The organism is Vibrio sp. 10N.222.54.A3 (assembly GCF_041474095.1).
In the GTDB taxonomy this organism is placed as follows: Bacteria; Pseudomonadota; Gammaproteobacteria; order Enterobacterales; family Vibrionaceae; genus Vibrio; species Vibrio crassostreae_C.
Genome location: NZ_JBFRTN010000019.1, coordinates 1 through 26,883, shown reverse-complemented (window position 1 = coordinate 26,883; position 26,883 = coordinate 1). Strand labels below are relative to the sequence as shown.

Annotated in this window: 22 protein-coding genes and 2 tRNA genes; 11 read left to right on the top strand and 13 right to left on the bottom strand. The window is 44.4% G+C overall.

All coding sequences use genetic code 11. The annotated features are described in order from the left end of the window. Positions 1-92: 92 nt before the first annotated feature. Together AB4507_RS05445 and AB4507_RS05440 are read left to right on the top strand one after the other, a co-directional pair. Positions 93-641, top strand: a complete 549-nt coding sequence (locus AB4507_RS05445) for an NAD(P)H nitroreductase (protein WP_017059376.1) — start codon at positions 93-95, stop codon at positions 639-641. 115 nt (positions 642-756) lie between these two features. Continuing rightward, on the top strand, positions 757-2,751 hold the full coding sequence (locus AB4507_RS05440) for a DNA topoisomerase III (protein WP_137001177.1): 1,995 nt from the start codon (positions 757-759) through the stop codon (positions 2,749-2,751). A gap of 18 nt (positions 2,752-2,769) precedes the next feature. Here AB4507_RS05440 and AB4507_RS05435 read toward each other — a convergent pair whose 3' ends face one another. From AB4507_RS05435 to AB4507_RS05425, 3 genes are read right to left on the bottom strand one after another with little or no spacing between them, the layout of a single operon-like run. Further along, positions 2,770-3,771, bottom strand: coding sequence for a DUF3080 domain-containing protein (locus tag AB4507_RS05435; protein ID WP_137001176.1), 1,002 nt, complete (start codon positions 3,769-3,771; stop codon positions 2,770-2,772). A gap of 7 nt (positions 3,772-3,778) precedes the next feature. After that, positions 3,779-4,465, bottom strand: coding sequence for an SDR family oxidoreductase (locus AB4507_RS05430; protein WP_108111417.1), 687 nt, complete (start codon positions 4,463-4,465; stop codon positions 3,779-3,781). A 25-nt stretch (positions 4,466-4,490) separates the two neighbouring features. Further along, entirely contained in the window at positions 4,491-4,616 is a 126-nt protein-coding gene (locus tag AB4507_RS05425; RefSeq protein WP_017063447.1) for a hypothetical protein, read from the bottom strand. A 110-nt stretch (positions 4,617-4,726) separates the two neighbouring features. Here AB4507_RS05425 and AB4507_RS05420 point away from each other — a divergent pair, with 110 nt between their 5' ends. Together AB4507_RS05420 and AB4507_RS05415 are read left to right on the top strand one after the other, a co-directional pair. Next, on the top strand, positions 4,727-5,647 hold the full coding sequence (locus tag AB4507_RS05420; protein WP_108111418.1) for a histone deacetylase: 921 nt from the start codon (positions 4,727-4,729) through the stop codon (positions 5,645-5,647). A gap of 193 nt (positions 5,648-5,840) precedes the next feature. Beyond that, the gene (locus AB4507_RS05415; protein ID WP_372182347.1) at positions 5,841-7,967 is read left to right on the top strand and encodes a methyl-accepting chemotaxis protein; all 2,127 of its coding nucleotides are present in this window, start codon (positions 5,841-5,843) and stop codon (positions 7,965-7,967) included. A gap of 75 nt (positions 7,968-8,042) precedes the next feature. Here the strand turns inward: AB4507_RS05415 and AB4507_RS05410 are convergent. The 4 genes from AB4507_RS05410 to AB4507_RS05395 form a co-directional block, all read right to left on the bottom strand. Next, positions 8,043-8,133, bottom strand: a tRNA-Ser gene (locus tag AB4507_RS05410). Positions 8,134-8,551: 418 nt separating this feature from the next. Then, positions 8,552-8,642, bottom strand: a tRNA-Ser gene (locus AB4507_RS05405). Between the two features lie 138 nt (positions 8,643-8,780). Next, positions 8,781-10,589, bottom strand: a complete 1,809-nt coding sequence (locus AB4507_RS05400; RefSeq protein WP_017063450.1) for a DUF3413 domain-containing protein — start codon at positions 10,587-10,589, stop codon at positions 8,781-8,783. A 28-nt stretch (positions 10,590-10,617) separates the two neighbouring features. Further along, a complete protein-coding gene (locus AB4507_RS05395) occupies positions 10,618-10,845 on the bottom strand; it encodes a YejL family protein (protein ID WP_004734063.1) in 228 nt (75 codons plus the stop codon). Positions 10,846-10,929: 84 nt separating this feature from the next. Here AB4507_RS05395 and yejK point away from each other — a divergent pair, with 84 nt between their 5' ends. The 3 genes from yejK (at position 10,930) to AB4507_RS05380 (ending at position 14,698) form a co-directional block, all read left to right on the top strand. Next, entirely contained in the window at positions 10,930-11,934 is a 1,005-nt protein-coding gene (gene yejK / locus AB4507_RS05390; RefSeq protein WP_017061190.1) for a nucleoid-associated protein YejK, read from the top strand. A gap of 105 nt (positions 11,935-12,039) precedes the next feature. Further along, entirely contained in the window at positions 12,040-13,443 is a 1,404-nt protein-coding gene (locus AB4507_RS05385) for an Hpt domain-containing protein (RefSeq protein WP_102398080.1), read from the top strand. A gap of 76 nt (positions 13,444-13,519) precedes the next feature. Next, positions 13,520-14,698 (top strand): chemotaxis protein, encoded by a 1,179-nt coding sequence (locus AB4507_RS05380; protein ID WP_372182346.1) that lies wholly within the window; start codon positions 13,520-13,522, stop codon positions 14,696-14,698. A gap of 104 nt (positions 14,699-14,802) precedes the next feature. Here the strand turns inward: AB4507_RS05380 and nhaC are convergent, their stop codons facing one another. Beyond that, entirely contained in the window at positions 14,803-16,239 is a 1,437-nt protein-coding gene (nhaC, locus tag AB4507_RS05375; RefSeq protein ID WP_017063453.1) for a Na+/H+ antiporter NhaC, read from the bottom strand. Between the two features lie 500 nt (positions 16,240-16,739). Between nhaC and asd the strand changes: the two genes are divergently transcribed. Further along, positions 16,740-17,858: an aspartate-semialdehyde dehydrogenase gene (asd, locus tag AB4507_RS05370; protein WP_017629874.1), complete on the top strand. Its 1,119-nt coding sequence runs from the start codon at positions 16,740-16,742 to the stop codon at positions 17,856-17,858. Between the two features lie 152 nt (positions 17,859-18,010). Here asd and AB4507_RS05365 read toward each other — a convergent pair whose 3' ends face one another. Together AB4507_RS05365 and AB4507_RS05360 are read right to left on the bottom strand one after the other, a co-directional pair. After that, complete coding sequence (locus tag AB4507_RS05365) at positions 18,011-18,853, bottom strand: ion transporter (RefSeq protein ID WP_029235134.1); 843 nt, start codon at positions 18,851-18,853, stop codon at positions 18,011-18,013. Positions 18,854-19,002: 149 nt separating this feature from the next. Then, positions 19,003-19,641, bottom strand: coding sequence for a YchE family NAAT transporter (locus AB4507_RS05360; RefSeq protein WP_017061184.1), 639 nt, complete (start codon positions 19,639-19,641; stop codon positions 19,003-19,005). Positions 19,642-20,279: 638 nt separating this feature from the next. Here AB4507_RS05360 and adhE point away from each other — a divergent pair. Beyond that, positions 20,280-22,985, top strand: coding sequence for a bifunctional acetaldehyde-CoA/alcohol dehydrogenase (gene adhE / locus AB4507_RS05355; RefSeq protein WP_017061183.1), 2,706 nt, complete (start codon positions 20,280-20,282; stop codon positions 22,983-22,985). 186 nt (positions 22,986-23,171) lie between these two features. Here the strand turns inward: adhE and AB4507_RS05350 are convergent, their stop codons facing one another. The 3 genes from AB4507_RS05350 to sodB all read right to left on the bottom strand — a co-directional run bounded on the left by AB4507_RS05350 (position 23,172) and on the right by sodB (position 25,469). Next, a complete protein-coding gene (locus AB4507_RS05350) occupies positions 23,172-23,855 on the bottom strand; it encodes an SDR family oxidoreductase (protein ID WP_017061182.1) in 684 nt (227 codons plus the stop codon). A 278-nt stretch (positions 23,856-24,133) separates the two neighbouring features. Further along, positions 24,134-24,637, bottom strand: a complete 504-nt coding sequence (locus AB4507_RS05345; RefSeq protein WP_276605597.1) for a VC2046/SO_2500 family protein — start codon at positions 24,635-24,637, stop codon at positions 24,134-24,136. Positions 24,638-24,884: 247 nt separating this feature from the next. After that, positions 24,885-25,469, bottom strand: a complete 585-nt coding sequence (sodB, locus tag AB4507_RS05340; RefSeq protein ID WP_004734050.1) for a superoxide dismutase [Fe] — start codon at positions 25,467-25,469, stop codon at positions 24,885-24,887. 269 nt (positions 25,470-25,738) lie between these two features. Between sodB and AB4507_RS05335 the strand changes: the two genes are divergently transcribed. Together AB4507_RS05335 and AB4507_RS05330 are read left to right on the top strand one after the other, a co-directional pair. Further along, a complete protein-coding gene (locus AB4507_RS05335; protein WP_004741702.1) occupies positions 25,739-26,077 on the top strand; it encodes a Grx4 family monothiol glutaredoxin in 339 nt (112 codons plus the stop codon). A gap of 98 nt (positions 26,078-26,175) precedes the next feature. Next, the gene (locus AB4507_RS05330; RefSeq protein ID WP_017061180.1) at positions 26,176-26,805 is read left to right on the top strand and encodes a DsbA family protein; all 630 of its coding nucleotides are present in this window, start codon (positions 26,176-26,178) and stop codon (positions 26,803-26,805) included. Positions 26,806-26,883 lie beyond the last annotated feature (78 nt).

The following is a 26,883-nucleotide window of genomic DNA, read 5'->3' as shown; positions in this document are numbered from 1 at the left end:
GCCTAAATGGACAGCCGTTGAGATTTATTATCGTTTGTATTCTGTGCTAAAGTTCAAGTATACAAATAATAAAGAAATAGTAAGGACTTCAAATGGATGCTTTGGATCTATTGCTCAACAGACGCTCAATCGCAAAACTCTCTGATCCGGCACCTGAAGGTGTGGCGTTAGAAAACATCATCAAAGCAGGGCTGCGTGCTCCAGACCACGGTGCACTAACACCATGGCGCTTTGTTATCGCGCAAGGTTCAGGCCTACAAAAGCTTTCAGACATCTTGGTGCGCGCCGCTGAAGCGGATGACAGCGAAGAAGCGGTTATCGAGAAAGTAAAAAAAGCGCCGTTCCGAGCTCCGATGGTGATTACTGTGATTGCCAAAGTAACTGAGCACGAGAAAGTGCCTGCTATCGAACAACATCTGTCTGCGGGTTGTGCTGCACAGGCGATGCAAATGGCCGCAGTCGCACAAGGTTTCCAAGGCTTTTGGCGCTCAGGTAAATGGATGTTCCACCCAGAAGTACACCAAGCATTTGGCCTAGAAGGCGACGATGAAATTGTTGGCTTCCTATACCTAGGCACTCCAGGCTGTACACCAATGAAAGTGCCAGAGCGCGACTTCTCTAAGTTCGTTGAGTTTTTATAAAGAAAGCTGAAGCTTGAATAGTGGAATGCTAACTGTATAAACAACCAGTTTTTCTTGATTTATTAGAGCCACATTAGATAATGTGGCTCTAATTGTTTGTAGCATCTGGAAAAACATGTCTCGCCTTATTATTGCTGAAAAACCAAGCCTCGGCCGCGCGATCGCCGCTGCACTACCTAATCCACAAAAGAAAGACCAAGGGTTTATCAAATGTGGCAATGGGGATGTGGTGACTTGGTGTATTGGACATTTATTGGAGCAGGTTGAGCCAGATGCTTATGATGATCGTTATAAGAAGTGGAATTTAGCCGATCTTCCTATTCTGCCAGAGCAATGGCAACTAAGACCTCGTAAGACGTCAAGCAAACAGCTCACGGTGATCCGAAAGCTATTGAAGGACGCCACTCAAATTGTTCACGCCGGAGACCCGGATAGAGAAGGGCAGTTGCTGGTTGATGAAGTGATTGATTACTGCAAAGTCTCTAAGGCTAAGAAAGAGTCGATGGACAGGCTACTGATCAGCGACTTGAACTTACCTGCCGTAAAACGTGCACTTTCTCAAATGCGCAGCAACCGTGACTTTATTCCGCTTTCTATTTCCGCATTAGCGCGCTCTAGAGCCGATTGGCTGTATGGCATGAACATGACTCGTGCTTATACCTTACTCGGTCAAAAGGCTGGCTACCAAGGTGTGTTGTCGGTCGGGCGAGTACAAACGCCTGTACTTGGTTTGGTGGTAAGGCGCGATGAAGAGATCGAAAACTTTATTCCGAAAGATTACTTCACTTTGCACGCTTTGATCCCTTATCAAAATCACGGCCAGAGCTTTGATATTCGTGCGCGTTGGAAGCCAAGCGAAGCATGTAAACCATGGCAAGATGAAGAAGGGCGCGTGCTCAATCGAAAGCTGGTTGAGAATGTGGCTAACCGAATTGCGAATCAACCCGCGACGGTGACGGAATCAGAGCAAAAGCAAAGTAAACAAGCTGCGCCACTGCCTTACTCGCTGTCAGCTTTGCAGATTGATGCGTCTAAGCGTTTTGGTATGAGTGCTCAACAGGTGTTAGATACGTGTCAGTCATTGTACGAGAAACATAAACTCATCACTTACCCACGTTCTGACAGTCGCTATCTACCTAAAGATCACTACTCACAAAGAGAGTCGGTCGTGGATGCTATCGCTAACAATGCCAAAGAGCTGCAAAGTGGTGCTCAAGGCGCGGATCTTTCACTTAAATCAAAAGCATGGAACGACAGCAAGGTTGATGCTCACCACGCGATTATTCCTACTCCGAAGAAATCATCGGTGAATGGTTTGTCTGCTAATGAGATGAAGATCTATCAGCAAATCGCTCGCCAGTATCTAATGCAGTTTTACCCACCTGCGGTTTTTGCTGATGCTAAGCTGGTCTTTGATATTGCTGGTGGTGTGTTCATCGCAAAAGGGCGTCAGCTTATCAACCCGGGTTGGAAGGTGTTGATGGGCAAAACAGATACCGAAGAGAAAGGTGATGGCACGGATACGGTTCCTCCATTGGATAAAGGTACCGTGTTGACGTGTCGTGAAGGCGTGATTGGCGATAAGAAAACCGAACCACCAAAGCACTTCACGGAAGCTACATTGCTTCAAGCGATGACAGGTATCGCGCGTTTTGTTGCGAACAAAGACCTTAAAGCCATTTTGAAAGAGACCGATGGCCTTGGCACAGAAGCCACCCGTGCGGGTATTCTCGATACTTTATTCAAAAGGCAGCTGCTAACGCGCCAAGGTAAGAGTATTCACAGTAGCCCTGCGGGCAGAGGCTTGATTCATGCCTTACCTGAGGATTCTACCTTTCCAGACATGACAGCGCACTGGGAGCACCAGTTGCAAGGCATGGCAGAACGCAATCAAGCGTATCAACCTTTTATGCAAGCGCTGGAAAGCAAAATTGATGGTTTGATGGGCAAGGTAAAAACGGGAGTAGTTCCTGAATCACTTCGCCACCTTCCTAAAGTCGAAAGACCAGCGTTTAAACGTCGTAAAGGCGGTGGTGCAAAGAAGTCTTATGCCAAGACAGGTTCGTATGCTAAGAAAGGTACTTCCGCTAAAAAGAGCACCAAAAGCTAAGACTTATTGAGGTTAGGATTAACGACCGACTTTACGCCCACAACGTTTAAACAGTTGCTGCCAATAGTCAACATGGCGACGAGTGGATGATCGAAAAGCTTGATGTGCATCTTGGATGGGAAAGTAATAACTGTGCAGTTCAGGTTGCGCGTCAAACATTCCTAGTTGCGGGGCTATGTGCTGATAGTAGCCATCCAGTTGCGCCATGTAAGGCTGAACCTTACCTATGTATTGTTGCTCGAACACATTGTTGAGATAACGAAACTTGGTCGTGTCTCGTTGTTTACCACAGATGATATTGTCATCAAAAGTTGTCAGCTGTTTGGTGATGGTATCAAGCTCGGCTGAAGCTCGCGTGAGCGAGTAGTATAAATCCCCGAGCGTAGAGCTCTTCTCTAATACTTCTTGAACCTCAGTAGTCTTTCCCGAAACGAGCGGAACGTTTAACGCTTGATTGATATGTTGTAAGGCATCACTGGTTTGTCGTACCTGATCGCCGATATCAGCGTGTAACCACTGACTACCCCGCATTTGTGACTGCATCGCATCGCTGGCATAGATTAGATTCCACTGGTGCCGCGGAAACTGTGCGAGCTTCTGCTGCTCGATTTCTTTCAGTAGCTCTACGACCTCAGGGTCTAATTCGCTACCGGATAAGCATCTCCCGACACCTGCAAGTAGGGCGACTTGATAATCGTAATTACGAAACTCATCCGCGACTTTCCCAAGAACCGAATTTCTTTCTGCAATCAGATTGAACAATCCACACTGACGAAGCTGGTAACTGTCGATGAGACCGATAGAAAGCGAGGGCACGTCAAGCAGCAGTTCTCGTTTTCTCGGTAGGCTTTCAAATTCCCATTCCTCTTTTATCTCGTCAGCATCTTGTACTCTGGCTATCTTGGTTTGGTAGTCGTCGAATAAGTCACCAGGGCCATCACTAAAACAGCCAGCTAGCATCACCGTCAGACAAAACAGTGTTGAGTGCTTAACTAGGTTTGAGAGAGGGCTATAATTCATCTGCGGGTTACCAGTCTATTTTGCTGCCATCGAAATTGAAGAAGTGACCACTTACTTCGGTATTCGCGGACTCGATGACTTTTATAAGACCAGAAGCTGAGGTGTCGGTGTCGATCAAAGCATTAGGGCCGCCCATTTCGGTCTGTACCCAACCAGGATGCAGAGCTAACACCGTAACGCCGTTATCGGTTAAGTCGTTACTTAGGCTCTTCACAACGGAGTTTAGAGCGGCTTTAGATGAACGATAGATGTAGCCTCCGCCTGATGTGTTCTCGGACATGCTACCGACTCTGGAAGACAGGCAGGCGATCTTTTTGACGTCACTACTTTCTATAAGAGGTAATAGAGTCTCAACAAGCTTTAGTGGGGCAATGGTGTTGACTTCGAATACACGGCGCCACTCTTCGACATCAGTATTACCCAGACCATAACCTTTAGGACCATAGTAGCCAGCGTTGTTGATCAAGATATCAATCGACTCTATTTGCGAAGTGAGGTGGCTCACCGCTTGGTAATCAGTTATCTCTAATTGAATGCAGGTCAGGTTGCTATTGTGGTCTGCGAGTGAGAGCAGTTCTTTTGCTGAATTGTCATCACGATAAGTCGCGTACACCTTGTGATTACTTTCCAAGTATTGTCGAGTCAGGCTTAAGCCAATGCCGCGGTTCGCTCCAGTAATAAAAATAACGCTCATGGTGATTCCTTTTCAGTTCAATTAGTTAAGTTTGATGGCTTAACACGAGAAAATCAACGCTCCACCAACTGGCCATTAGCATTCCTACAAAAATCATTACTGCTGCCGCTGAGCCACAGATCACCCCAAAGATGAGTATTACGTTTTTCATTGTTGTCTCTTTTTGAAAATCAAGTTAATGATAACTATTATCATTAATTAAGGTTGTCGCCTAGGCTGAGACTGTTATGATTTTGAGAAAGATACGCAATTAACCTGATTATGATTCCTTTAATTTACCACCCAATCTATTCGCAGTTACCTTTACCAGAAGGTCACCGTTACCCGATTAACAAATATCAGTTGTTACACAGTGCTGTTGAGGCGTTAATGGATCGTGATCCTCTATGGAAGCGTCAGTTTGAAATCTTCCAACCAACGCCGGTTTCGGTTGAACAGGTAAAACAGGTTCACGATAGTGAGTATGTGGATTTGCTTGTTTCTGGTAATTTGCCCGCAGCAAAGATGAGACGTATCGGTTTCCCCTGGAGTGAACAACTTATTGAGAGAACACTCTACTCAAGTGGTGGAACCTGCTTGGCCGCTGAAATGGCAATAGAGAGTGGTTTAGCGATTCATTTGAGTGGTGGTTATCATCACGCACACCATGATTTTGGTAGCGGCTTTTGTTTGTTGAACGATCTGGTGTTAGCGGCAAAACATGCGCTGACCTTTGAACATATCGATAAAGTGCTGATCGTTGATAGCGACGTTCATCATGGTGATGGCACAGCAACTCTTTGCCAAGACAACGACGACATCATTACTCTGTCGTTCCACTGCGATAAAAACTTCCCTGCACGAAAGCCGCTATCCGATTTAGATGTGCCATTAAGTCGTGAAACAGAAGATGAAGAGTTCCTACGTTGTTTTGAACAAGTCACTAAGTTAGCGATTGCTCACCATCAACCTGATCTGATTATTTATGATGCGGGGATAGATATTCATCAAGACGATGAACTGGGTTATTTGAATGTCTCGACACAAGGGATATTTGAGCGCGACTGTTTCATGATTGAATTAGCGAAATCAGAGTCTATTCCGATGGCTTGCGTAGTCGGTGGCGGGTACCGCACTAAACACCAAGATCTGGTGCCGATTCACATGCAGCTGTTAAAAGCGGCTTATCATGTTTACGGTTAACCTCTCAAATTAGCGCCTGATAGCTCATTGAAATGATGGTGTGAAATAAGCGCATCCTGCACCATAAAAGACACGGTTGCACCATTTTGATTCATATAAAGTGCTTTTTTATTAATTAGTTACGTATTTGTGTGATTAATTGTGGTCTGTAAATTGCTTTACCCATGTGTCTATAAAAACACAAGGGATAAAAATGAACCTGACGGACAAGGAACGTAGTTGGCTTAATTGGTTTGGCGCAACAGGAAAACTGGCTATGCGCAGAGCTTGTTTCCTCAATAGAAGTAGGACGGAAGAGCTTGAACAAGCTTTTGAAAGTATTGCTCACACGCGAGTTCAACTTCTTCATAATTGGGTCAAGAATCAATGGGATTTTTTAGAAGACTCTGCGGTTTATTTAGCTAGTCGCACGGAAGAACAAGCTCAGGGGACGTTATCTAGCCTTCTTAAACGCAGTACGGATTTTTCTGAGTTGGCGATCGTCGATGCTAAGGGGATAGCACAAGCATCGAGTTATCATGAGCATGTAGGGGTTAACCTTGGAGACAAGAAGGCTTTAGTTGAAGGGGCTTCAAAGCGTTATCTGCATGGGCCGTATATGGATCAGCGCACGTTGAACGTAGGGGCTTCGAGTTCATCGTTTCATGACCAAGTAACGCTGATGTTTTATGTCCCCTTTTCTCGGGATGAAGGGGCGCCGCAATTCCTATGTGGTCGTGTTCCAAATGATGTTATTGGTGACATTATTCAAAGAGAAGCGGGGCATATTTATAGCGAGTCGGGTGATAACTATATCTTTATGGTCGACTCCATTCATGATCCTCATACTCAGCCGGGTGTTGCGCTCTCTCGTTCTCGCTTTGAAGATAATACCTTTTCACACGGCGAGAACTTAAAGCAAGGGATTCATACTGATTGGGGAACGGTTAAGATCCAGCACCACACCGAATTTGAGATTCGCTTTACAGACCCAGCCACTAATCAGCTTCACCCAGGCGTAAGAGAAACCATTAAAAATGGCAATAACTTGTTTATTGGTTATCCGGGGTATTCTGACTATCGCCACATACCCGTTATTGGCAAAGGTATCACTTTTCAATTGGATGGTTCACCAGATACCTTTGGCATGATGTGTGAGTCCGATTTAGAAGAGGTCTACAGAGACCGAAGTCTAAGTTATACCTTATCTAAGCACTTTATCAGCTGCATGCTACTGCCTCTATTTGTTCCATTACTGTTTGCCAACCTTTATACACTCACACCTTTTATGCAGAGTGGCATTATGTTCGCTTGCGCGTTGCTTTCATTGGGCTTATTCCGTTTAGTTAGCGCCAAACCACTAGCGAAGAAGATCCATGAAATGACCGGGGTAATGCAGACCTTAGCTGAAGGTGATGGCAACTTAAGTCGGAGACTTGATCCCACCACATTCAGTCATAATGAACTTGGCAACTTAGGGCGCTGGACTAACAGTTTTATCGACAATTTAGATAACACGGTGAGTGAGTTGATCCATGCGAGTCACGAAGTTAGAGAGGTTTCGGAATCGATGTTTCGTCGCAGTGTCGTGATGAAGCAAACCAGTGATGATGCATCACAAGCGTTAAGCAATATGCTTCAGTTGAGTCAGTATCAACAGAGTGAAATTACTCATGCGAGTGTCTCAGCTACGCAAATGGACACGGTGATGAAGCAAGCCGTTCTGAGTGCGGAGAAGGAGTACAATCAGTCCGTCGAAGGCATGGAGATTGTTCGCAATATCGTAGAAAGCTCGGCGCATAGCGTGAATGAGGTGAATAATGAAATGACCAAGGTGTCTGACATTATAGATATCATTACTGACATTACCGCGCAGACTAACCTTTTGGCCTTGAATGCGGCCATTGAGTCGGCAAGAGCAGGTGAACACGGGAGAGGGTTCTCTGTCGTCGCTTCTGAAGTAAGAACTCTGGCTGACCGCACTTCACAAGCTGCTAACCATATTAGTGACCTAATGAAAGAGCTGCATAGTAAGTCTCGCAGTGCTGTTGAGTCTATGGAGCGAGGCGTTGAGAATGTGAGTAAAGGAAACTTAACAGTCGACTCAAATGCTCGCAGTGAGCAAATTCAAGCAGCGGTGAGCGATCTCTTTACCACGATGTCTAACCTAGATGAGAATAGTCAGAAAAATGGGCAAACGGCAGATAAAGCGCAACGTTCAATATCTGACTTACAACTGTCTACTAAGCAACTCGCACGTCGAGTTTCTTTGATGGGCAATGCATTGAGCCGCTTAGACCAATTGATCGGGCGTTTTGAAGTGAGCCGAAAGGTGGCGTAGTAGAAACTGCGTAAGTTCTTTACGCAAACGCCAGATACAAAAAAGCCGCTGATTTCTCAGCGGCTTTCTTTAATGTGGTGGAGGGATAGGGATTTGAACCCTAGAACCGCTATTAACGGTTGCCGGTTTTCAAGACCGGTGCTTTCGACCACTCAGCCATCCCTCCAATGGCGCGTATAATATAAGGGTGTCTTTCGCTTGTAAATACCCTTATTAACTGACTGCTTTTTTTATGAACGCTTTTTGGTATTTTTGTTCTGAATGATTATTTATTGTTCGGTTTATTAAGAAGCCGACAAAATCTAATATTCAATAAGCCAAGTATTCCCAACTTTTGTTATACGTGAAGTGTTTCTGTGCTATTAAAAAAGAAAGTATCTAATTGGCTTTCAGGTAAAGTTATGAGGGGAGTGGCTTAGGCGCATGAACTTTTAGTTTAGAACGGTGAGATCGGAATTTAAAACTAGGTATAAAGTGAATGGGTTTGAAACTGGGACTGTAGAGAGTTTTGTTAGATGAGCTTTATATTTTAAAAAGCTTCAGATGCAAAAAAGCCGCTGATTTCTCAGCGGCTTTCTTTAAAGTGGTGGAGGGATAGGGATTTGAACCCTAGAACCGCTATTAACGGTTGCCGGTTTTCAAGACCGGTGCTTTCGACCACTCAGCCATCCCTCCAGTGGCGTGAATAATATAAGGGGTGGAGGATCTTGTAAACCCTTAATTTTCATAATTTTGTTTTGTTGCTTGTTTTCTAATCATTCACGGCAATAAAAAAGGGAAGCCATTGGCTTCCCTTTGCTGTTTGCTGATTATTTAGTCATTTTTTGTGTAGAAACGCTGTAGCTCTGTCAGGCCTTGCATCAACACAGGTAAGCGAGGGCTTACGTTTTTCAGGCGCTTGTAATTTTGGTCGTACAATTTGTAGTTACCAAATTTATCCAACACCGTTGTTTGCTGGTCAGTAACAAGAGCAAGTTCACGAGAGTCGCCCGCGAGAATCCACTTTCTGTTACGTTCATTAAACAGGCTGCGACCACTACTGAAATCTGTTGGGTTCGAAGATACACCCAATAGCTCTTGCATCAGTGTTACTGACACGTCTAGATGACTAGAACGGTGGGTGTATTCAGAAGCAGACTTGCCAGGCCAGCTGATAAACAGTGGTACTTGTAACTGATAACGACTGTAGTTGGAGTTTGCACCCCAGCTGTTGGTTTTGGTTTCGTTAAACTCAGTACCGTGGTTAGAGGTAATGATAACCACCGTGTTATCGGCAAGCTCTAAGCGTTCCAGTTCAGCGTAGATAGTTGCTAGCTGAGCATCGGCCGCTGTCGCCGACTTTTGATAGTCTGCTGCAAAACGCTCTGCTGTCGTTAGCGTAGAGTCCGACTCTGAACTTGAATCGTAGCTGGCGAAGTTATCCAGTGTGGTTAATTCAATAAAGTTAAACCAAGGGCGTTTAGCTTGCGGTGATTGAATCCAGTTAGACCAAGCTTTTATGGCACTCTGGTCATCATAAGTTGCTTGCTCTGGCATCACATCACGGCCTCGGAAGATGATATCCGAGTAAAGTGCATCGCTAAAGTTGTCGCCACTGAAAGCAGCGAACTTGTAATCGTGATTCTCTAAAACATCGAGCAATACTGCGCTTGACCCCTGAGCTTCAATGCTGCTTGCGTAGCTGCTCGGTAGGCCGTAGAACAAGCCGAAAATACCAAACATATCGTTACTTGAACTGTAGTGGTTGGTGAAGTTGATCGACTGTTGTGCGTAGGCATAGCTGTTTGGCATCGCTGTCGCATTAAGTGCGTCAGAGCGAAGGTTGTTCACACTCACCATCAGGATATTAAGATCATCACTGCGGCGGTTGTATTGAATTTTTTCTAGCGGGTAGCTAACTAGGTTTACGTTCTCTTTGTTCGCTTCTAAACGCTCAAGGTACTCTTCACGGTCTAATAGGCCATGTTTTTCCATAAAGCTTTTCGCTGTCATTGGATAAGACAGTGGGAAGTTCGCTTTCTGGCTAGTAATTGGGTTATAGAAGTACGCATCAGCCCACATGTAGGTCAAGTGGCTGCTGATGAAACACAAGAAGAAGACGGCAGTAATCGGACGGCCAATGTGTTTATGAGACAGTTTACGCTGCTTACGCCAAACCCACTCAGACAGACCAAGCTGTAGTAAGAAGATAAATGGCATAACAATGAAGAGGTGCTGCAAATCAGACGTGAATGCAGATTCCTCTCCACTGAATAAAACCTCCCACACGACAGGCGTCAGGTGGAGGTTTATATTTTGATACGTTTGGGTATCAATCAGTAGGACAGTTAAACCTATGGTCGCGAAGATAACGGCAACCAAACGTAATAACTTCCTCGACGGAAGAATAAAAGTGAGCGGGAACAGCACTAATAGATAGAGCGCGAACACTAAAAAACCAAAATGACCAACCCACGATGCAGCCAAATAGAATTGGCCTAGCAAGGTTTCTGGCCAAGCAGATTGAGTAATATAACGAGTACCAATCAACATCGCAGCAATGATGTTGAAAAATGCAAACCAGTGACCCCAACCAACCAGTCGAGATACACGATCGCTATATGAGTTTGCGCTGTCTACCATTTATAATTCTTTTATCCGTCAATCAAATTTAGTGAGACTTTTTATCTTCAAGAGAAGAAATTAAAGCCTCGGCAAATTTTTCAGCAATTCCTTTGCGTTGTGAAGCAGCAACATTCTGATTTAAGACATTGGTTGCGATATTTCCAGCGATCATCAGTGAAAGTTCTGGCGAAGCTTTGTGCTTAGTTAGTACAGCACCTACTTCAGCTAGGATTTTTTCAACTTGATCATCTGTGTATTTAGATATAATCGGCATAAGGACTCTAATAATGATAGTAAAAGCGGCTTATGATAACCTACTATGCACGACAACTGAAACCTGAACGGTAATATTTTCACTATGAGCCTTCACCTTTCCAACGTAATTTTACACCAGCTGAGCAAGAACGATCAGGATGAGCTGATTGTTAACTATCGTGCTGAATCTCTAGAAAACGATGCTTCATCTGAAAGCCTAGTTGCTGAACTTCACCGTGTTTTTAATTCAAAAGCAGGCAAAGGGTTTGGTTCTTTCAAATCTGACAGCGAATTCCAGCAGTGGTTGCATCAACTTCGTGCTGGTGAGACAAACTTTTACGATTTTTCTCAAAAGAGTGCGCAACGTCTAAAAGACGAACTATCAAAGTACCCATTCGCTGACGAAGGTATCTTGGTAATGGCTGAATATCAGTCACTTGCAACAGATTACCTTTTCATTGGTTTATTGCCTTCAAACCAAAGCCTAAAGGTAACTGAAGGGCTTGATATTAGTGCGACTGACTACCTTGATATCTCAAAAATGGATATCGCGGCTCGTCTAGACCTTTCAACTTATGAGACTGATAAAGAATCAAACCGTTACTTAACTTACATTAAAGGACGTGTTGGCCGTAAAGTCGCGGATTTCTTCTTAGATTTCTTACAAGCTGAAGTTGGTTTGGATGCGAAACAGCAAAACCAAGTACTGATGCAAGCGGTAGAAGACTTCGTTTCTGACTCTAAATTAGAGAAAGAAGAAGCGATCAGCTACAAAAAGCAGGTTGCGGATTACTGTAACGAGCAGCTTAAAGCGGGCGATGAAGTACAAGTTCGTGAACTTTCTGGTGAGTTGCCAGCAAGCACAGATGGCACAAGCTTCTTTGACTATACTAGTGAGCAAGGCTACGAGTTAGAAGACAGCTTCCCAGCCGATCGCGCAACTATGCGTAAACTAACAAAATTTGTTGGTGCTGGTGGCGGTTTGAATGTTAGTTTTGATAGTCTGCTTCTAGGCGAACGTATCTTTTACGATCCGGAGACAGACACGCTAACGATTAAAGGCACTCCACCGAACTTACGTGACCAACTGACTCGCAATAAGTCATAGTCCGAAGTTAACGGATAAAAGCGGCAGCAGGACGTTGTCGCTTATTTTGTGCTTAATCTTTTAGCTACGGTCATGGCTTCAAGTTAACACGCACAAGGAATATAGATGGAACAATCAGTAGCAAAGCCCAAACGCTTTAAAAAACCAGCCACCTTTTTGGTTGTGCTCTTGGCTCTGTGGTTACTTCCTTCATTGGCTCTTCTTAATCTAAGCCGTTCCTACACCAATTCTCTAGCTCAAATCGAAGAGCTCGGTATTCGAGTCAACGAATTGAGGCAATCGCTTTATTTCTCAGAACCGCTTCGAGTCTCTCGTATCAATGATCTCGCACTCGATGCTCAGTTGGTTTATTCGATCCGACTGCAGATTGAATCTGATTTCCAACACGCCTTGTTTCGTCCTGATGTCAACCAACTGTTGTACGTAGCTGATCAGTTCCTAGAAAAGTTCGATGAGTTCATTCCAATAGAAAGCCAAGTTCAAGACATCGTTGATAACATTAAGATCTTGCGTGCTGATAAAGAGCTTTCCCCTCAGCTAAAACCGCTCCTCAACGAATTCGGTGTTGTGGTATTTGAAGCCATGTATTCTGAAAATCAAAGTTCGTCAGCGACTTATCGCGCCTTTGATTCCATTCTAGAAAAATCTTATTCCTTAGAAAACGAAGAACAAGATGCACTCCAACAACTACTGGCTGATGCGTCAGCATTGTTGAGTGATTATGCTCAGCTTAACTATTTGGTTGATAAGATTAAGAAAAACTCAGTAAATGAACAGATCATAAAACTCGAAGCTGAGTTCCATGATCGTCAATTCAACCTATTGTTGGTGATGCTAGGCTTAAGTTTGGTGGCGATGAGCGGGATAGTGTTTTGGGGCGTTAGGTCCACAAAAACGATGAAAGAAGCAGACCAAGAACTCAGCTCTGAACTAGAAATTAATTCAAGTAAGGAAGACGCTTCTTATAGCGATGTTGTTTCCTCAGCAGTGAAACAAGCAGATAGTGACGCTTATGTATCCGAGAACAGGCCAACGCGCCAGTCTTCCGACTCTCAACCTCCGCAGAGCGTTAACGTTACAAGCCAACCCGTTGTACCGCAATACTCTATTCAGCAAGTCCCTGAACAGGCGCCAGTAGTAGAGAAACACGTTGCCAGTGTGACAGATTCAAAGCCTGCGATTGATATCGAAGACATGTTAGAAACGCTCGATGGTGATGCTGAGTCTGTCGAACTCTTGCTTGGTGTGTTTGTACAAGACCACGCAGGTGACTACGAGAAGTTTAAGTCTTTGTTGACCAAAGATGAAACCTCCGCGGCTCGCATTGTACATAGCTTAAAAGGCGTGGCTGGCAGTATTAAAGCGTCTCGGTTAGCCATCATTGCCGCAACCATTGAAATGACAATGAAGCAGTCCAGAGCGATCAGTGAACATGATTTAGCTGAACTAGAGCAGGCTATAAAAGCCTCTGTGGATTCTGCTCATGAATATTTAGACAGTCAGCGTTAACTTTTACAGGATTTTTGACAATACTCTGACGAAGCGCTCATACAATCAGCGCCCTTAGTCTTTGTCAGAGGTTTATATGTTACGAGTTTCGAGTCGAAGTTGGATGGTGTTGGTGCTTAGCATTGTGCTAAGTGGTTGTTCTCTCTTAGAAGTTAAGTTAGATAGTCAAACGACGCCCCTCACTCAACAAGAGTTAAATGCTCGGCTCATGACGCGTGAATACGCCAAGATGTTTTTTACACGAGTAGAAGACTCGGCTGATTTAATCGCGCAATTTTATCCTGCTGATGACACTTTACATCAATCTTATGTGTTGCTTTGGAAGATCCATGCAGAGCAGGGATTACAACAAGCGGCTTACCAAACTTCCCCAATGTCTGCGTTAATTGACTCGTGGGTTTTCACTGCCCAAATGAATCAGTTTTATAGCCAAGGCGATGGCGCGGACCTATTCGCGACGGATGATGCGGTAGAGGCTGCTCGTTTTCTTGATCAAGAAGCCGAGAAGCTGGCAAAGGGTGTATTGAGCTCGAGTGATTTCAAAAACAGCAAAGCGTTCGTTGCGCAGTTTTCTGCTAGCCACCCATTTAAAGACCTCACATTCAGAAGCACACCTGCTTACCGTGAATGGCTAAATTACCTTGGTAAAGACGAATCGCAAATCGTTCAGAGCTTAGGCACCATGCCAGAAGCAATGAGTGACGCATCTGATCGTTTAAGCCTTATGGCTGACCAGACACCAAAACTGATGTCGTGGAAAGCGGAGTTGGTTGCATTGAATAGCTCACTAACGGGTGAAGACCTATCGATGACGCTGGAAAGCCTTCGTCAAACATCAGCAAGCATGCAAGACTTCATTGAGAACAATCCGGAGTACATGCAAACACTGGCTTCTATTATGTCGACAGAAATGCAACCATTGCTCAACGACCTCAGTGATAAAACCGACCAAAAATTAGCGATGCTGAGTGATGAACGTGTGGCATTAGAAAAAATGGTGACACGTGAGAGAGAAGCTCTAGTAGAGATGATTGCGAAAGAGCGCATCGAGATTGCCGGCATTGTGACTTCAGAAAGAGAACTGTTCACGCAAGACCTTGATCGCGTCTCTCAAGAGGTGGTGGTACTGGCGATTGATAAGCTAATGGAGTTAATCAAAGGTGTGATTATCTACTTCATCCTGTTTATCTTAGTAGTGTTCTTTGCACCGTTAGGCATCGGTTACTGGTTGGGTAAACGAACCGCCAATAAATAGATAAATAAGTAAATCAGCAGATCAAAAAAGAGCGCTCTAGGGCGCTCTTTTTGCATTTATCCATTAACGTTTTGAGTTACGTTCGAAAGCGTTAGCTCCTGAACTTAAGCTTGTTGCTTGCTTAACTCGGTCGCTTCTTCAGCTTCAAACGCTGGTGCTGTTGGTTCACACTTATCAACGAACCAACCCATGTAAGATGTCACGATAGTCACGATGATACAGATGAAGCTTAACCACATGAAGGGTGCGTAAGACAGCGTCGCAACACCAAGAATACTCGCCATGTAGATACCGTTATCACTCCAGGGAACCATACCCGACGTTAGCGTGCCACCAAACTCAGCATTACGAGATAGGTTCTTACGCTTGTAGCCTAAACGGTCGTAGTTTTTCGCACAGATTTTTGGCGTAAGGATTAACGATACGTACATTGCAGAACCGAACACGTTACCCATGAAGGCCGTACCAATTGTGCTCGTCGCTAGTGAGCCTGCGCTGTTTACGCGGCGCTCAAACACCTTAGCGATTGTCTCTAGTACGCCCACTTTATCCAGTAAGCCACCGAAACCTAGACCAAATACGATAACCGCAACTGAACCTAGCATTGAAGACATGCCGCCACGGTTAAGAATCGAATCAATAAACTCTACGCCAGATGAGATTGAGAACGGTGCCCAAGCAGTGTTGAATGCCGTTAGGAAGTCGATATCTTGGATCATGACTGCCCAGATAATACCCAGCAGAGAACCAAAACTGATGACCGGGAATGAAGGCATACGGAAAGCCAACAGACCAAGCACGATAAGTACCGGAACGAATGAGTAAGGCGTGATGTAGAACTGAACTTCCATCGCTTTGATGACAGAGTCTACTTGGCTCATGTCAACGTTGCCCGCGTAGTGGAAACCAAACGCAGTAAACATGATGCCTGTAATCACGTAGCTGATTAACGCAACTGGAAGCATGCCCTTGATGTGTTCAACCACTTCAACACCAGACATTGAAGAAGCCAGAATCACTGAATCAGAAAGAGGAGACATCTTGTCACCGAAGTAACAGCCTGACAGCACGGCACCTGCAGTAATCGGTGCTGGAACACCTAGGCCTTGGCCGATACCCATCATCGCGATACCTGCTGTACCCGCAGCACCCCAAGAAGTACCGGTCGCCAATGCAGTTAGAGAACAGATGATCATGGTCGCTAAAAGGAAGATAGAAGGGTGGATAGCTTTCAGACCATAGTAAATGATAGTAGGTACGATCCCGCCTGAGATCCAAGTACCAACAAGAGCGCCAACGGCTAAAAGTATTAAAACCGCGCCTAAGCCATTGGATATTCCTTTGAGTGCTGCTTTTTCTAAGTCTTTGTATTGGTGTCCAAGACGAATACCAAGAACCATGATAATGAACCAGCCAATATACAAGGCAAGTTGAATTGGAAGGTCAAGCTTTGCAGTAAAGGAAAAAGCAAGGGATAGAAATAGTCCTAACGCGATGAATACCTGCAATAGGTTCGGTAGGCGAGTTTTACTCTGCTTCATAAAAGCCTCTTGTGATTTCGAGCATTTATAGTGCTTCGTTATAGTGTGTGGTGCAAAACGGACACTACAGTAATTAGTTTATTATATCGAAAAAATACGCCCAAGTTGTGATATTTGACTGTTAACTCAATCAATTGTGGTTTCATAATCTAAATTTTTGTTACATTCATGATTGTTACATGTTGAAATCTGTCGCACGTTGTTTTCGTTTTGTAAGATAAAACTCTGATTAACCTTGGTTTAAAAGAGGGGTTTACTGTTTGTGATGAGCGTCGATTGAATCGACTTTGGCGATGTAAATGTTTGAATTTGACGATAATGGACGCTTAATCAATGAGGTGGAGATGGAATGTCGATACAGAGATAACTGCACGATTCATTACGTTCACTTAAAAGAAACGAAAAAGTTACACTTTTTGACAAAAAGCACTTGAGTTCTGTTTCTGAAAAACTTATAGATGGGGGAGAGCAATTTTTAATTTATACATGGAGAGTGAGCGATGAGAGTAGGTCTAGTTGGTTGGCGCGGTATGGTTGGTTCTGTACTGATGCAACGTATGGTTGAAGAGAAAGACTTCGACTTGATTGAGCCTGTTTATTACAGCACATCTCAGATTGGTATTCCTGCCCCTGTTTTAGGTGGTAAAGATGCGGGTCTACTTCAAGACGCTTTTGATATTGATAGCCTAAAACAGCTTGATGCTGTGATTACCTGTCAAGGCGGCGATTACACATCAAAAGTATACCCAGCACTGCGTCAAGCAGGTTGGAAAGGTTACTGGATTGATGCAGCATCTACTCTGCGTATGGATGCTGATTCAATCATCACTCTTGATCCTGTTAACTTGGCTCAAATCCAGCAAGGCATTCACAGCGGCACCAACACGTTCGTTGGCGGTAACTGTACTGTGAGCTTAATGCTTATGGCTCTAGGTGGTCTGTACGAGAAAGGCATGGTTGAGTGGATGAGTGCCATGACTTACCAAGCAGCTTCTGGTGCGGGTGCTAAGAACATGCGTGAGCTGATCTCACAAATGGGTGTGATCAACGACAGCGTAAGTTCTGAGTTAGCAAACCCTTCAAGCTCAATTCTTGATATCGATAAGAAAGTGGCTGATACGATTCGTTCATCTTCATTCCCAACAGACCAATTTGGTGCTCCGCTTGCAGGCTCACTGATTCCTTGGATCGATGTGAAGCGTGAAAACGGTCAGAGTAAAGAAGAGTGGAAAGCCGGTGTTGAAGCGAACAAGATTCTTGGTCTAGATGGTCAGCCAATCCCAATTGATGGTACTTGTGTACGAATCGGTGCAATGCGTTGTCACGCTCAAGCACTAACGATCAAGCTTAAGCAAGACGTGCCAATGGACGAGATCGAAGAGATCATCGCAACGCACAATGATTGGGTTAAAGTGATTCCTAATGACCGCGACATCACGGCACAGGAGCTAACACCAGCGAAAGTAACAGGCACAATGTCTGTACCTGTCGGTCGTCTGCGTAAGATGTCGATGGGTAACGACTTCCTAAACGCCTTCACGGTTGGTGACCAACTACTTTGGGGTGCTGCAGAACCACTACGTCGTACTCTGCGCATTATCCTTGCTGAGAAAGCGTAATAGGCAAGATTGCTTAAATTCTATTAGCTGATAAACCGAAAGGGTTGACGACAAACGTCAACCCTTTTTAGTTTATTGCTACCTCGTTATTCGGCCCTCGAAACTGCCCTTAAATCTCTTCGCATCTCGCTACTCGAATCTCGTGTCTGCTTTTATTTCTCGTCGGTGACGACACGCTTGTCTGGATCCGCTAATTCGCTAGCACAGTGCTTGCAATACATGGCGTCTGAATCATGACCCGCTCGGTTACAGTTCGGGCACTTAACCAACTCTTTGTGCGAGTTCATCTCATTACTGAGTTCTGCAGTAATGATCCCGGTTGGCACTGCTAAGATAGAGTAACCCAATAGCATGGTCAGTGATGCTATGGCTTTACCAAGCGCGGTCTGCGGCACCATGTCACCATAACCTACCGTAGTGATAGTCACGATGGCCCAATAGATACTGTGAGGAATACTGGTGAAGCCATTGTCAGGACCTTCAATAACAAAGATCAAGGCGCCAAAGATAACCACCAAGATGCCGACGGTGCTAAAGAAGATCAGTATCTTTCGTCGTGCCATTAATAGTGAGCGCAACAGAATATTGGAATCTTGCAGGTAGCGAACCAGCTTTAGAATTCGGAAGATACGCATCACACGCAGCAGTCTCACCACACCCATAAATGAAGCGCCTGGGAAGATGATTGCTAGGTAGGTCGGAAGAATCGCCAATAGGTCAACGACACCATAAAAACTGGTGGCGTAAGATTTTGGCTTTGGGGAGCAATAGAGCCTTAACAAATACTCAAGAGTGAAGAGTGCAGTGAAGGTGTATTCGATATAACGCAGCTGTTGTGACCATTCGGTCATCACATTAGGGATGGATTCTAAGATCAGAACCAACAGCGAAGCCAAGATTGCAACGATCAGAGTTATATCAAATGCACGTCCGGCTGGCGTGTGAGTACCAAAGATAATGACGTACAAATGATGCTTGAGTGGCTTGCGTGACATAAGGAGAGGTTCGTCTTCTGTTAAATGCATTAACAGTCATTATACAAGCTTCATAATAACGAGGCGAGTGAAAGCCCAATTGCTTTACTCGCCTCATCTATATTTCAATATTGTTGCCCTTTATAGAGCAACCGAAATGTTGTTAAACGTTATGCCAAGCCTGGGAACAGATTACGTAGGCCATTGGCGATGAACTCGATGCCCAATGCGCCAAGAATCAGACCCATGATACGAGTGATCACGTTGATACCCGTTTGACCTAAAAAGCGAACGATAACCGGCGCTGAACGGAACAAAAGCCAAGAGCACGTTGCGAATGCGATGATGCTAATGCCGATGCCGACCGTATCAATAGCAGCAGGGTAGCGAGAACCATAAACAATGGTCGAGCTGATTGCACCTGGGCCTGCCATTAGCGGCATAGCAAGTGGAACAACGCCGATCTGCTCTTTGCTGATGTATTCAGACTTCTCTTGTTTGTTCTGCTTATCTTCACCGAGCTTACCGCTCATCATCGAAAATGCGATGCTCAATAACAGTAAGCCACCAGCAACGCGGAATGAATCCAACGAGATGCTAAACATATCAAGCAGCATTTGCCCTGCAACAAGTGACATAATCAAGATCACGGCAACAGCAATATTTGCTTGTAAGGCTGTCCTGTTCCTCTCTTCTGGCGGCATATGAGCAGTAAGAGAAACAAAAACAGGCATGATGCCGATTGGGTTTACGGCAGCAACAAGCCCAAGGAAGAATTGCATAAAAATTGCGAGTTCTAAGCCTTGCATGAGAGCGATCTCCAGTTAGCGTACTTAAGGTTGAAGGGTTGATCTGTGAATAGTTTAGGCGCGTAATGTAAGGGACAAACTCAATTTACGCGAATGAAAAAAACTAACTTGAAATGGGTGATTCTTTTTAGAAAAACTAATTGAATCTCACTTTTGTTTTAAGCCTGTTGCAAGCTAGTTGGTAGTGTTTCATTTTGTAATTTATTATTGAGTAACTGTTAACCGACGCACGAAATTAATAAAAATTATGTCAGAATCTAGCCCGTACAACGCTATGGATATACTCTCAGTAGCACGAATATAGCTGTATACATGTAATTTAACGGACTAAAAATGAAACTTTTTTACAGTTTATTACGCTATGTAGAAAAAAGTTGTCTGTTTGCTTGTTTTTTGCGCGAACGAAAAGTGTGAGTTTAATCTATACAAATCATGCTCTTAAGTTCATTTTTGCGATTGCCTTACTACTTTCTGGTTAATTCTTTTTGGGTAACTGATCTGGGTCAATTTTTTTCACACAGTGAAATAATATACTCAGCCCTGAAAGCAATTTACTAAGAACGCTGGTGTTTAAGGTTAACGGCAAGCAGCGAATTTAATAAAAAGTTTTTAATATTTATTATTTTAGGAGATCCACCATGCCTGTAACTAACTTAGCGGAACTTGATGCTCTAGTAGCTCGCGTTAAAGCAGCACAAGAAGAGTTTGCAACATTCTCTCAAGAGAAAGTAGACGCAATCTTCCGCGCAGCTTCTCTTGCTGCTAACCACGCTCGTATTCCACTTGCTCAACAAGCAGTTGCTGAATCTGGAATGGGTATTGTTGAAGATAAGGTTATCAAAAACCACTTTGCATCTGAATTTATCTACAACAAATACAAAGACGAAAAAACATGTGGCATCTTAGAAGAAGATGACAACCTAGGCACAATGACTATCGCTGAGCCTGTAGGTATCATCTGTGGTATCGTTCCAACAACGAACCCAACTTCTACAGCAATCTTCAAATCTCTAATTTCTCTTAAGACACGTAACGGCATCATCTTCTCGCCACACCCACGTGCAAAGAACTCAACTAACGACGCAGCGAAACTAGTTCTAGACGCAGCTGTTGCAGCTGGTGCTCCAAGAGACATCATCGGTTGGATCGACCAACCATCTGTAGAGCTTTCTAACGCGCTTATGAAGCACGACGGTATCGCACTTATCCTTGCTACTGGTGGTCCAGGCATGGTTAAAGCAGCATACTCTTCAGGTAAGCCTGCTATCGGTGTTGGTGCTGGTAACGTTCCTGTCGTTATCGATGAAACAGCTGACATCAAACGTGCTGTAGCATCTATCCTTATGTCTAAGACTTTCGATAACGGCGTAGTATGTGCTTCTGAGCAAGCTGCAATCGTAGTTAGCGAAGTATATGACGAAGTTAAAGAGCGTTTCGCTTCTCACAAAGCTCACGTTCTATCTAAAGCTGACGCTGATAAAGTACGTAAAGTTCTGCTTATCGACGGCAACCTAAACGCTAAAATCGTAGGTCAACCTGCTCCAGCAATCGCTGAAATGGCTGGTGTTAAAGTTCCTGCTGATACAAAAGTACTTGTAGGTGAAGGTCTTGGTAAAGTTTCTTACGATGACGAATTCGCTCACGAGAAACTATCTCCAACTCTAGGTCTATTCCGCGCAGATGACTTCGAAGACGCAGTTGCTCAAGCGGTAACTATGGTTGAAATCGGTGGTATCGGTCACACATCTGGTCTTTACACTAACCAAGATACTAACGCAGACCGCATCCGTTACTTCGGTGACAAGATGAAGACTGCTCGTATCCTAATCAACATCCCGACTACTCACGGTGGTATCGGTGACCTGTACAACTTCAACGTTGCACCTTCTCTAACTCTAGGTTGTGGTTCATGGGGTGGTAACTCTATCTCTGAGAACGTAGGTCCTAAGCACCTTATCAACAAGAAAACTGTAGCGAAGCGAGCTGAAAACATGTTGTGGCACAAACTACCTAAGTCTATCTACTTCCGTCGTGGTAGCCTTCCAATCGCAATGAGCGACCTAGAAGGTAAGAAACGCGCATTCCTAGTAACTGACCGTTTCCTATTCAACAACGGTTACGCAGATGACGTAGTTAGCTTGCTTAAAGCACAAGGCATCGAAGTTCAAACTTTCTTCGACGTAGAAGCGGATCCAACGCTATCTGTTGTTGAGAAAGGCGCTGAAGCAATGAAGAGCTTCCAACCTGACGTAATCCTTGCTCTAGGTGGCGGTTCTCCAATGGATGCTGCTAAGATCATGTGGGTTATGTACGAGCACCCAGAAACTCACTTCGAAGAACTAGCAATGCGCTTTATGGACATCCGTAAACGTATCTACAAGTTCCCTAAAATGGGTCAAAAAGCTGAGCTTGTATGTATCACTACAACTTCAGGTACAGGTTCAGAGGTTACTCCATTCGCTGTTGTTACTGACGACAAGACTGGTGCTAAATACCCACTAGCTGATTACGAAATCACGCCAAACATGGCTATCGTTGATGCGAACCTAGTAATGAACATGCCTAAGTCTCTAACAGCGTTCGGTGGTTACGATGCAGTAACTCACGCTCTTGAAGCTTACGTATCTGTTCTAGCGAACGAGTACTCAGACGGTCAAGCTCTTCAAGCTCTTAAGATGCTTAAAGAATACCTACCATCAAGCTACAAAAATGGTGCGGCTGACCCAATAGCTCGTGAGAAAGTACACAACGCAGCAACTATCGCTGGTGTAGCATTTGCGAACGCATTCCTAGGTGTGTGTCACTCAATGGCTCACAAAATTGGTGCTGAGTTCCACCTACCACACGGTCTTGCTAACGCACTACTTATCTCAAACGTTGTACGTTACAACGCGAACGATAACCCAACTAAGCAGACTGCATTCTCTCAGTACGACCGTCCACAAGCACGTCGTCGTTACGCTGAAGTTGCTGACCACCTAGGCCTAAGCCAAGCTGGTGACCGTACAGCTCAGAAGATTGAACGTCTACTGACTTGGTTAGAAGAGCTTAAAGTTGACCTAGACATCCCACTATCTATCCAAGCTGCGGGTGTTAACGAGTCTGACTTCATCGCTAAACTAGACGAGCTAGCTGTTGAAGCGTTCGATGACCAGTGTACAGGTGCTAACCCACGTTACCCTCTAATCACTGAGCTAAAAGAAGTTCTAACAACTTCTTACTTCGGCCAACCATACGTTGAAGGCGAAACTTTCGAAGGTACTACAGTTATCCTTAAGAAAGCAGACCAAAAGCCAGCTGAAGCGAAAGCGCCAAAAGCTAAAAAAGAAAAAGCTAACGCATAATAAGTAAGCATTAGTTTTGAGATAAGTTTTCGCTAGCACGATACTTATCTATCGGGAAAAGATGAAAGCCCCAGTCGAGAGACTGGGGCTTTTTTTATGTTTGGTTCGTTTGTAAAACGGATTGAGAGGCAATAGCTCTGCTACTTAATATGAGCTGAGCCAGTCATGTTCAATTGGAATAGGGAGTTAAACCTCTGCCGCGACAACTCGCCCACTGAAGTAGTCATTCGAGACAATGTATTCGGTTGTTCTGGTCAGCTCGTCTTGCAGCTGCGCCCAGTGACATCGGTTGAGCTTGCCATCGGAGTTATGAACGGCGGGAACAACGCCACCGACTCGAATGCCAAAGGGAGTCAGCTCTTTCGCCCAACTATGGGTAAAGCCAGTGATCATTGAGTTTGCGCTCTCTAAGCCAGACACATCGTGAAAGTCATCATGAGATATCACATTCACAATCACGCCTTCCTTATCTTCCTCTCGCAATCTCTCAGCACTGATTTGCCCAAATGCGAACAGGGTCGATGCCATCGATGAGAGATCATTAATAAAGCTGCTCACAGGCTGATCGCCAATTAGGCTAGGCATTGGGGAGCTTATCCAGTTATTGACCAGCACATCGGGTGTCGTGTTGAAGGTGGTTTGAATAAAATCATATACGCTGAGAATCGCTTGGCTGTCATTGCCTTTGAGCGTGTAGTGGTAAACAGAGTCAGAAAACCGGGCACACTGTAGATACGTCGCTTTAAGTGCTTCCGTGTCTTTATCACAAAGGATGACGGTGGCTCCAAGGTTAACAAAGTGGTTCGCAATCGCCCCCCCCAGTCGCGAGCCGGCAGATGTCACCAATATGATTGAGCTTTTTATTTCCATCCCAGTACCTAAACAAATCGTCCATGTCGGATAAGGATGGGTTAAAATTTGTACAACGGGTGTGAATTGGTTCAAACTAAGGTGTGCCAATTAATAAGTTTTTATGAAGTTAGTGGCACGTCACATTTTGTAGTAACTTCAAGCGGTAACCGACATCAGGTGTTTTTAGGTTGCCTAAGGCTAGTGGTTCATATCACTCGTGTGAATACTTTGAAGTGTGCGAGTTAGTCGAAGAAGAGCTATGGATAGACAGCGAAAAAGGGAAAGGTAGGCGACCGCTATACTTGAGCTTGAATTTGATACTGACGTTGCGCGGTGGTTAGCTCATTGTAGAGCGTGGCATGTGGCAAATCAGGTAAATGCTTGTTTGCGAGTTTGCGTCGGTCATGACCAGAAAGGTTTTGGTAAACCTCTTCGGGTAAGTCGGCTGTATCTTCAGGCATGAAGGCAAGCGCTTCAGGTTTCAAGTAATGGCTGAGCTTGGCGCTGGCAAGGCTAGCTTGATGAAAATGATTAGATTGCTGAGCTGAAATCTCATATGAAGACTGGTTTGAACGCAGTTGTTGAGGTTCTGCTATGCCAAATTGTTTGCGCAGGCGATCTTCATTTGTCTCTGTGATTTCAATGGTGTCAATTGGCGTGCAATCACGGACATCATTAGAAAACATAGATAACAGCAACGCGAAATCTGCACGGCGACCTTGCTCAACCGCTTGGCTGATCCCGATGCCGAACTTCAGTTCGTTGATGATTCCTGGTTTGTCTAAAGTATGTATTTGCATGTCGCCTCTCATTGGATACACCTTTAACGGCATGGAGTCGGCAAACTTTAGTGTTTAATTACAGGCAAATAGAGAATTTATGTAGGGTTGGGAAGAAGGCTATCAATAGTTCGAGAAATAAGCGCTATTGGCGGGTTTATTACGAAATGTTTAGATTTTGTGGAACACGACAGATACAAAAAAGCTCACGCCGAGGCATGAGCTTTCAATAGATAACTCGCTATAAATAGCGCAGCGTAAGCAATAATTACTTAGCTAGGTTCTCTTCTACGAAAGACCAGTTTACTAGGTTCCAGAATGCAGCCATGTAGTCAGGGCGAACATTGCGGAAATCGATGTAGTAAGCGTGTTCCCATAGGTCAACAGTTAGAAGTGGAGTAACACCTTCTTCTGTTAGAGGAGTAGCAGCGTTAGAAGTGTTAACGATGTCTAGAGAACCGTCAGCTTTCTTAACTAACCAAGTCCAAGAAGAACCGAAGTTGTTGATTGCTGAATCAGTGAATTTCGCTTTGAATTCTTCGAAAGAACCGAATGCAGCGTTGATAGCTTCTGCAACAGCGCCAGTTGGTTCGCCGCCCGCTTTAGGAGCAAGACAGTGCCAGTAGAACGTGTGGTTCCAGATTTGAGCAGCGTTATTGAAAACACCACCAGTAGAAGTCTTAACGATCTCTTCTAGTGTTTTGCCTTCAAACTCAGTACCTGGGATAAGGCCGTTTAGCTTAACAACGTAAGTGTTGTGGTGCTTACCGTGGTGGAAATCTAGCGTTTCTGCTGAGATGTGTGGTTCTAGCGCGTCTTTCGCGTAAGGAAGAGCCGGTAGTTCAAATGCCATTGCTCAATTCTCCATTGATATGAAAGAGTTAACTCTTTCGATTGCTTCCAGTGATATTATTATTCATGGCTCGCTATACTGCCAACCATGGTCAATTTGCTGACTTGCGATATAGTTTAGCAAGTTTTTACTTTATTAAAAGCTTATTTCATTACTTTTGTGTGAATTGTTAGCTTAGCTTGTTAACCGCTTTTTTTATATGGTTTTTATTCTTTTAGTTTGGGGTAGAATAAAGGCAATAAAAGCCGTAATCCATTAACGAGGAAGCAATGGAAACTATCGATAAAATCAAACAGCAAATTGAAGAAAACACTATTCTACTGTACATGAAAGGTTCTCCTAAGCTACCTAGCTGTGGTTTCTCTTCTCAAGCGTCTCAAGCTCTAATGGCATGTGGCGAAAAATTTGCTTACGTAGATATCCTACAAAACCCTGATATCCGTGCAGAGCTTCCTGCTTACGCACAGTGGCCAACTTTCCCACAACTTTGGGTTGAAGGTGAGCTAATCGGTGGTTGTGACATCATTCTTGAGATGTTCCAAAAAGGCGAACTTCAGCCAATCATCAAAGAAGCAGCGGCTAAAGTTGCTGGCGATGACGCTGAATAAGTTCTAGCCTTTGCGCTGAATAGTTAAAATGAGGGGCCTTAATCAGGCTCCTTTTTTGTTTGAATTGATCGAATCATTGACTCGATAAGGAATGAACAATGAACGTAAAACTTCATTATGTGCATGATCCAATGTGCAGCTGGTGTTGGGGTTACAAGCCAACACTTGAGTTATTGAAACAACAATTGCCTGCGAGCATTGAGTTTAACTATGTAGTGGGTGGTTTGGCCCCGGATTCTGATGAGCCAATGTCAGAAGAGATGAAAGGCAAGCTGCAAGCGATTTGGAAGCAGATCGAAGCTAAGTTGGGTACTGAGTTTAACCATGATTTTTGGACAGAGTGCCAACCTGTTCGCAGTACTTACCCTGCGTGCCGTGCCGTGATTGCTGCAGGTTTTCAAGACCACTACGAAGCGATGCTTGAAGCGATTCAACATGCTTACTACCTTCGTGCGATGTTGCCACATAGCCAAGACACACATTTGCAGTTGGCTGAAGAGCTAGGTATGAATGTTCAACAGTTTGAAAATGACCTTTCTAGCAAGTTATTGGAAAGTGAGTTAGATGACCAGCTAGGCTTTAAAGAAGCGATGGGTGTATTTTCTTACCCGACCTTAATGCTTGAAGTGAACGGCATCTTTAGTGAAGTTGAATTGGATTATCATTCAACGGAAGCGACGCTTAAGTCTATTCGCGAAATTTTAGTGAGTAATGCTCCCGCTGCGTAATTCAGCGAGAGTCATCTGTATTCGCAATGATTTCTAAGGCTTACTCATCAGAGTAAGCCTTTTTTGTTGTGCGCCGAG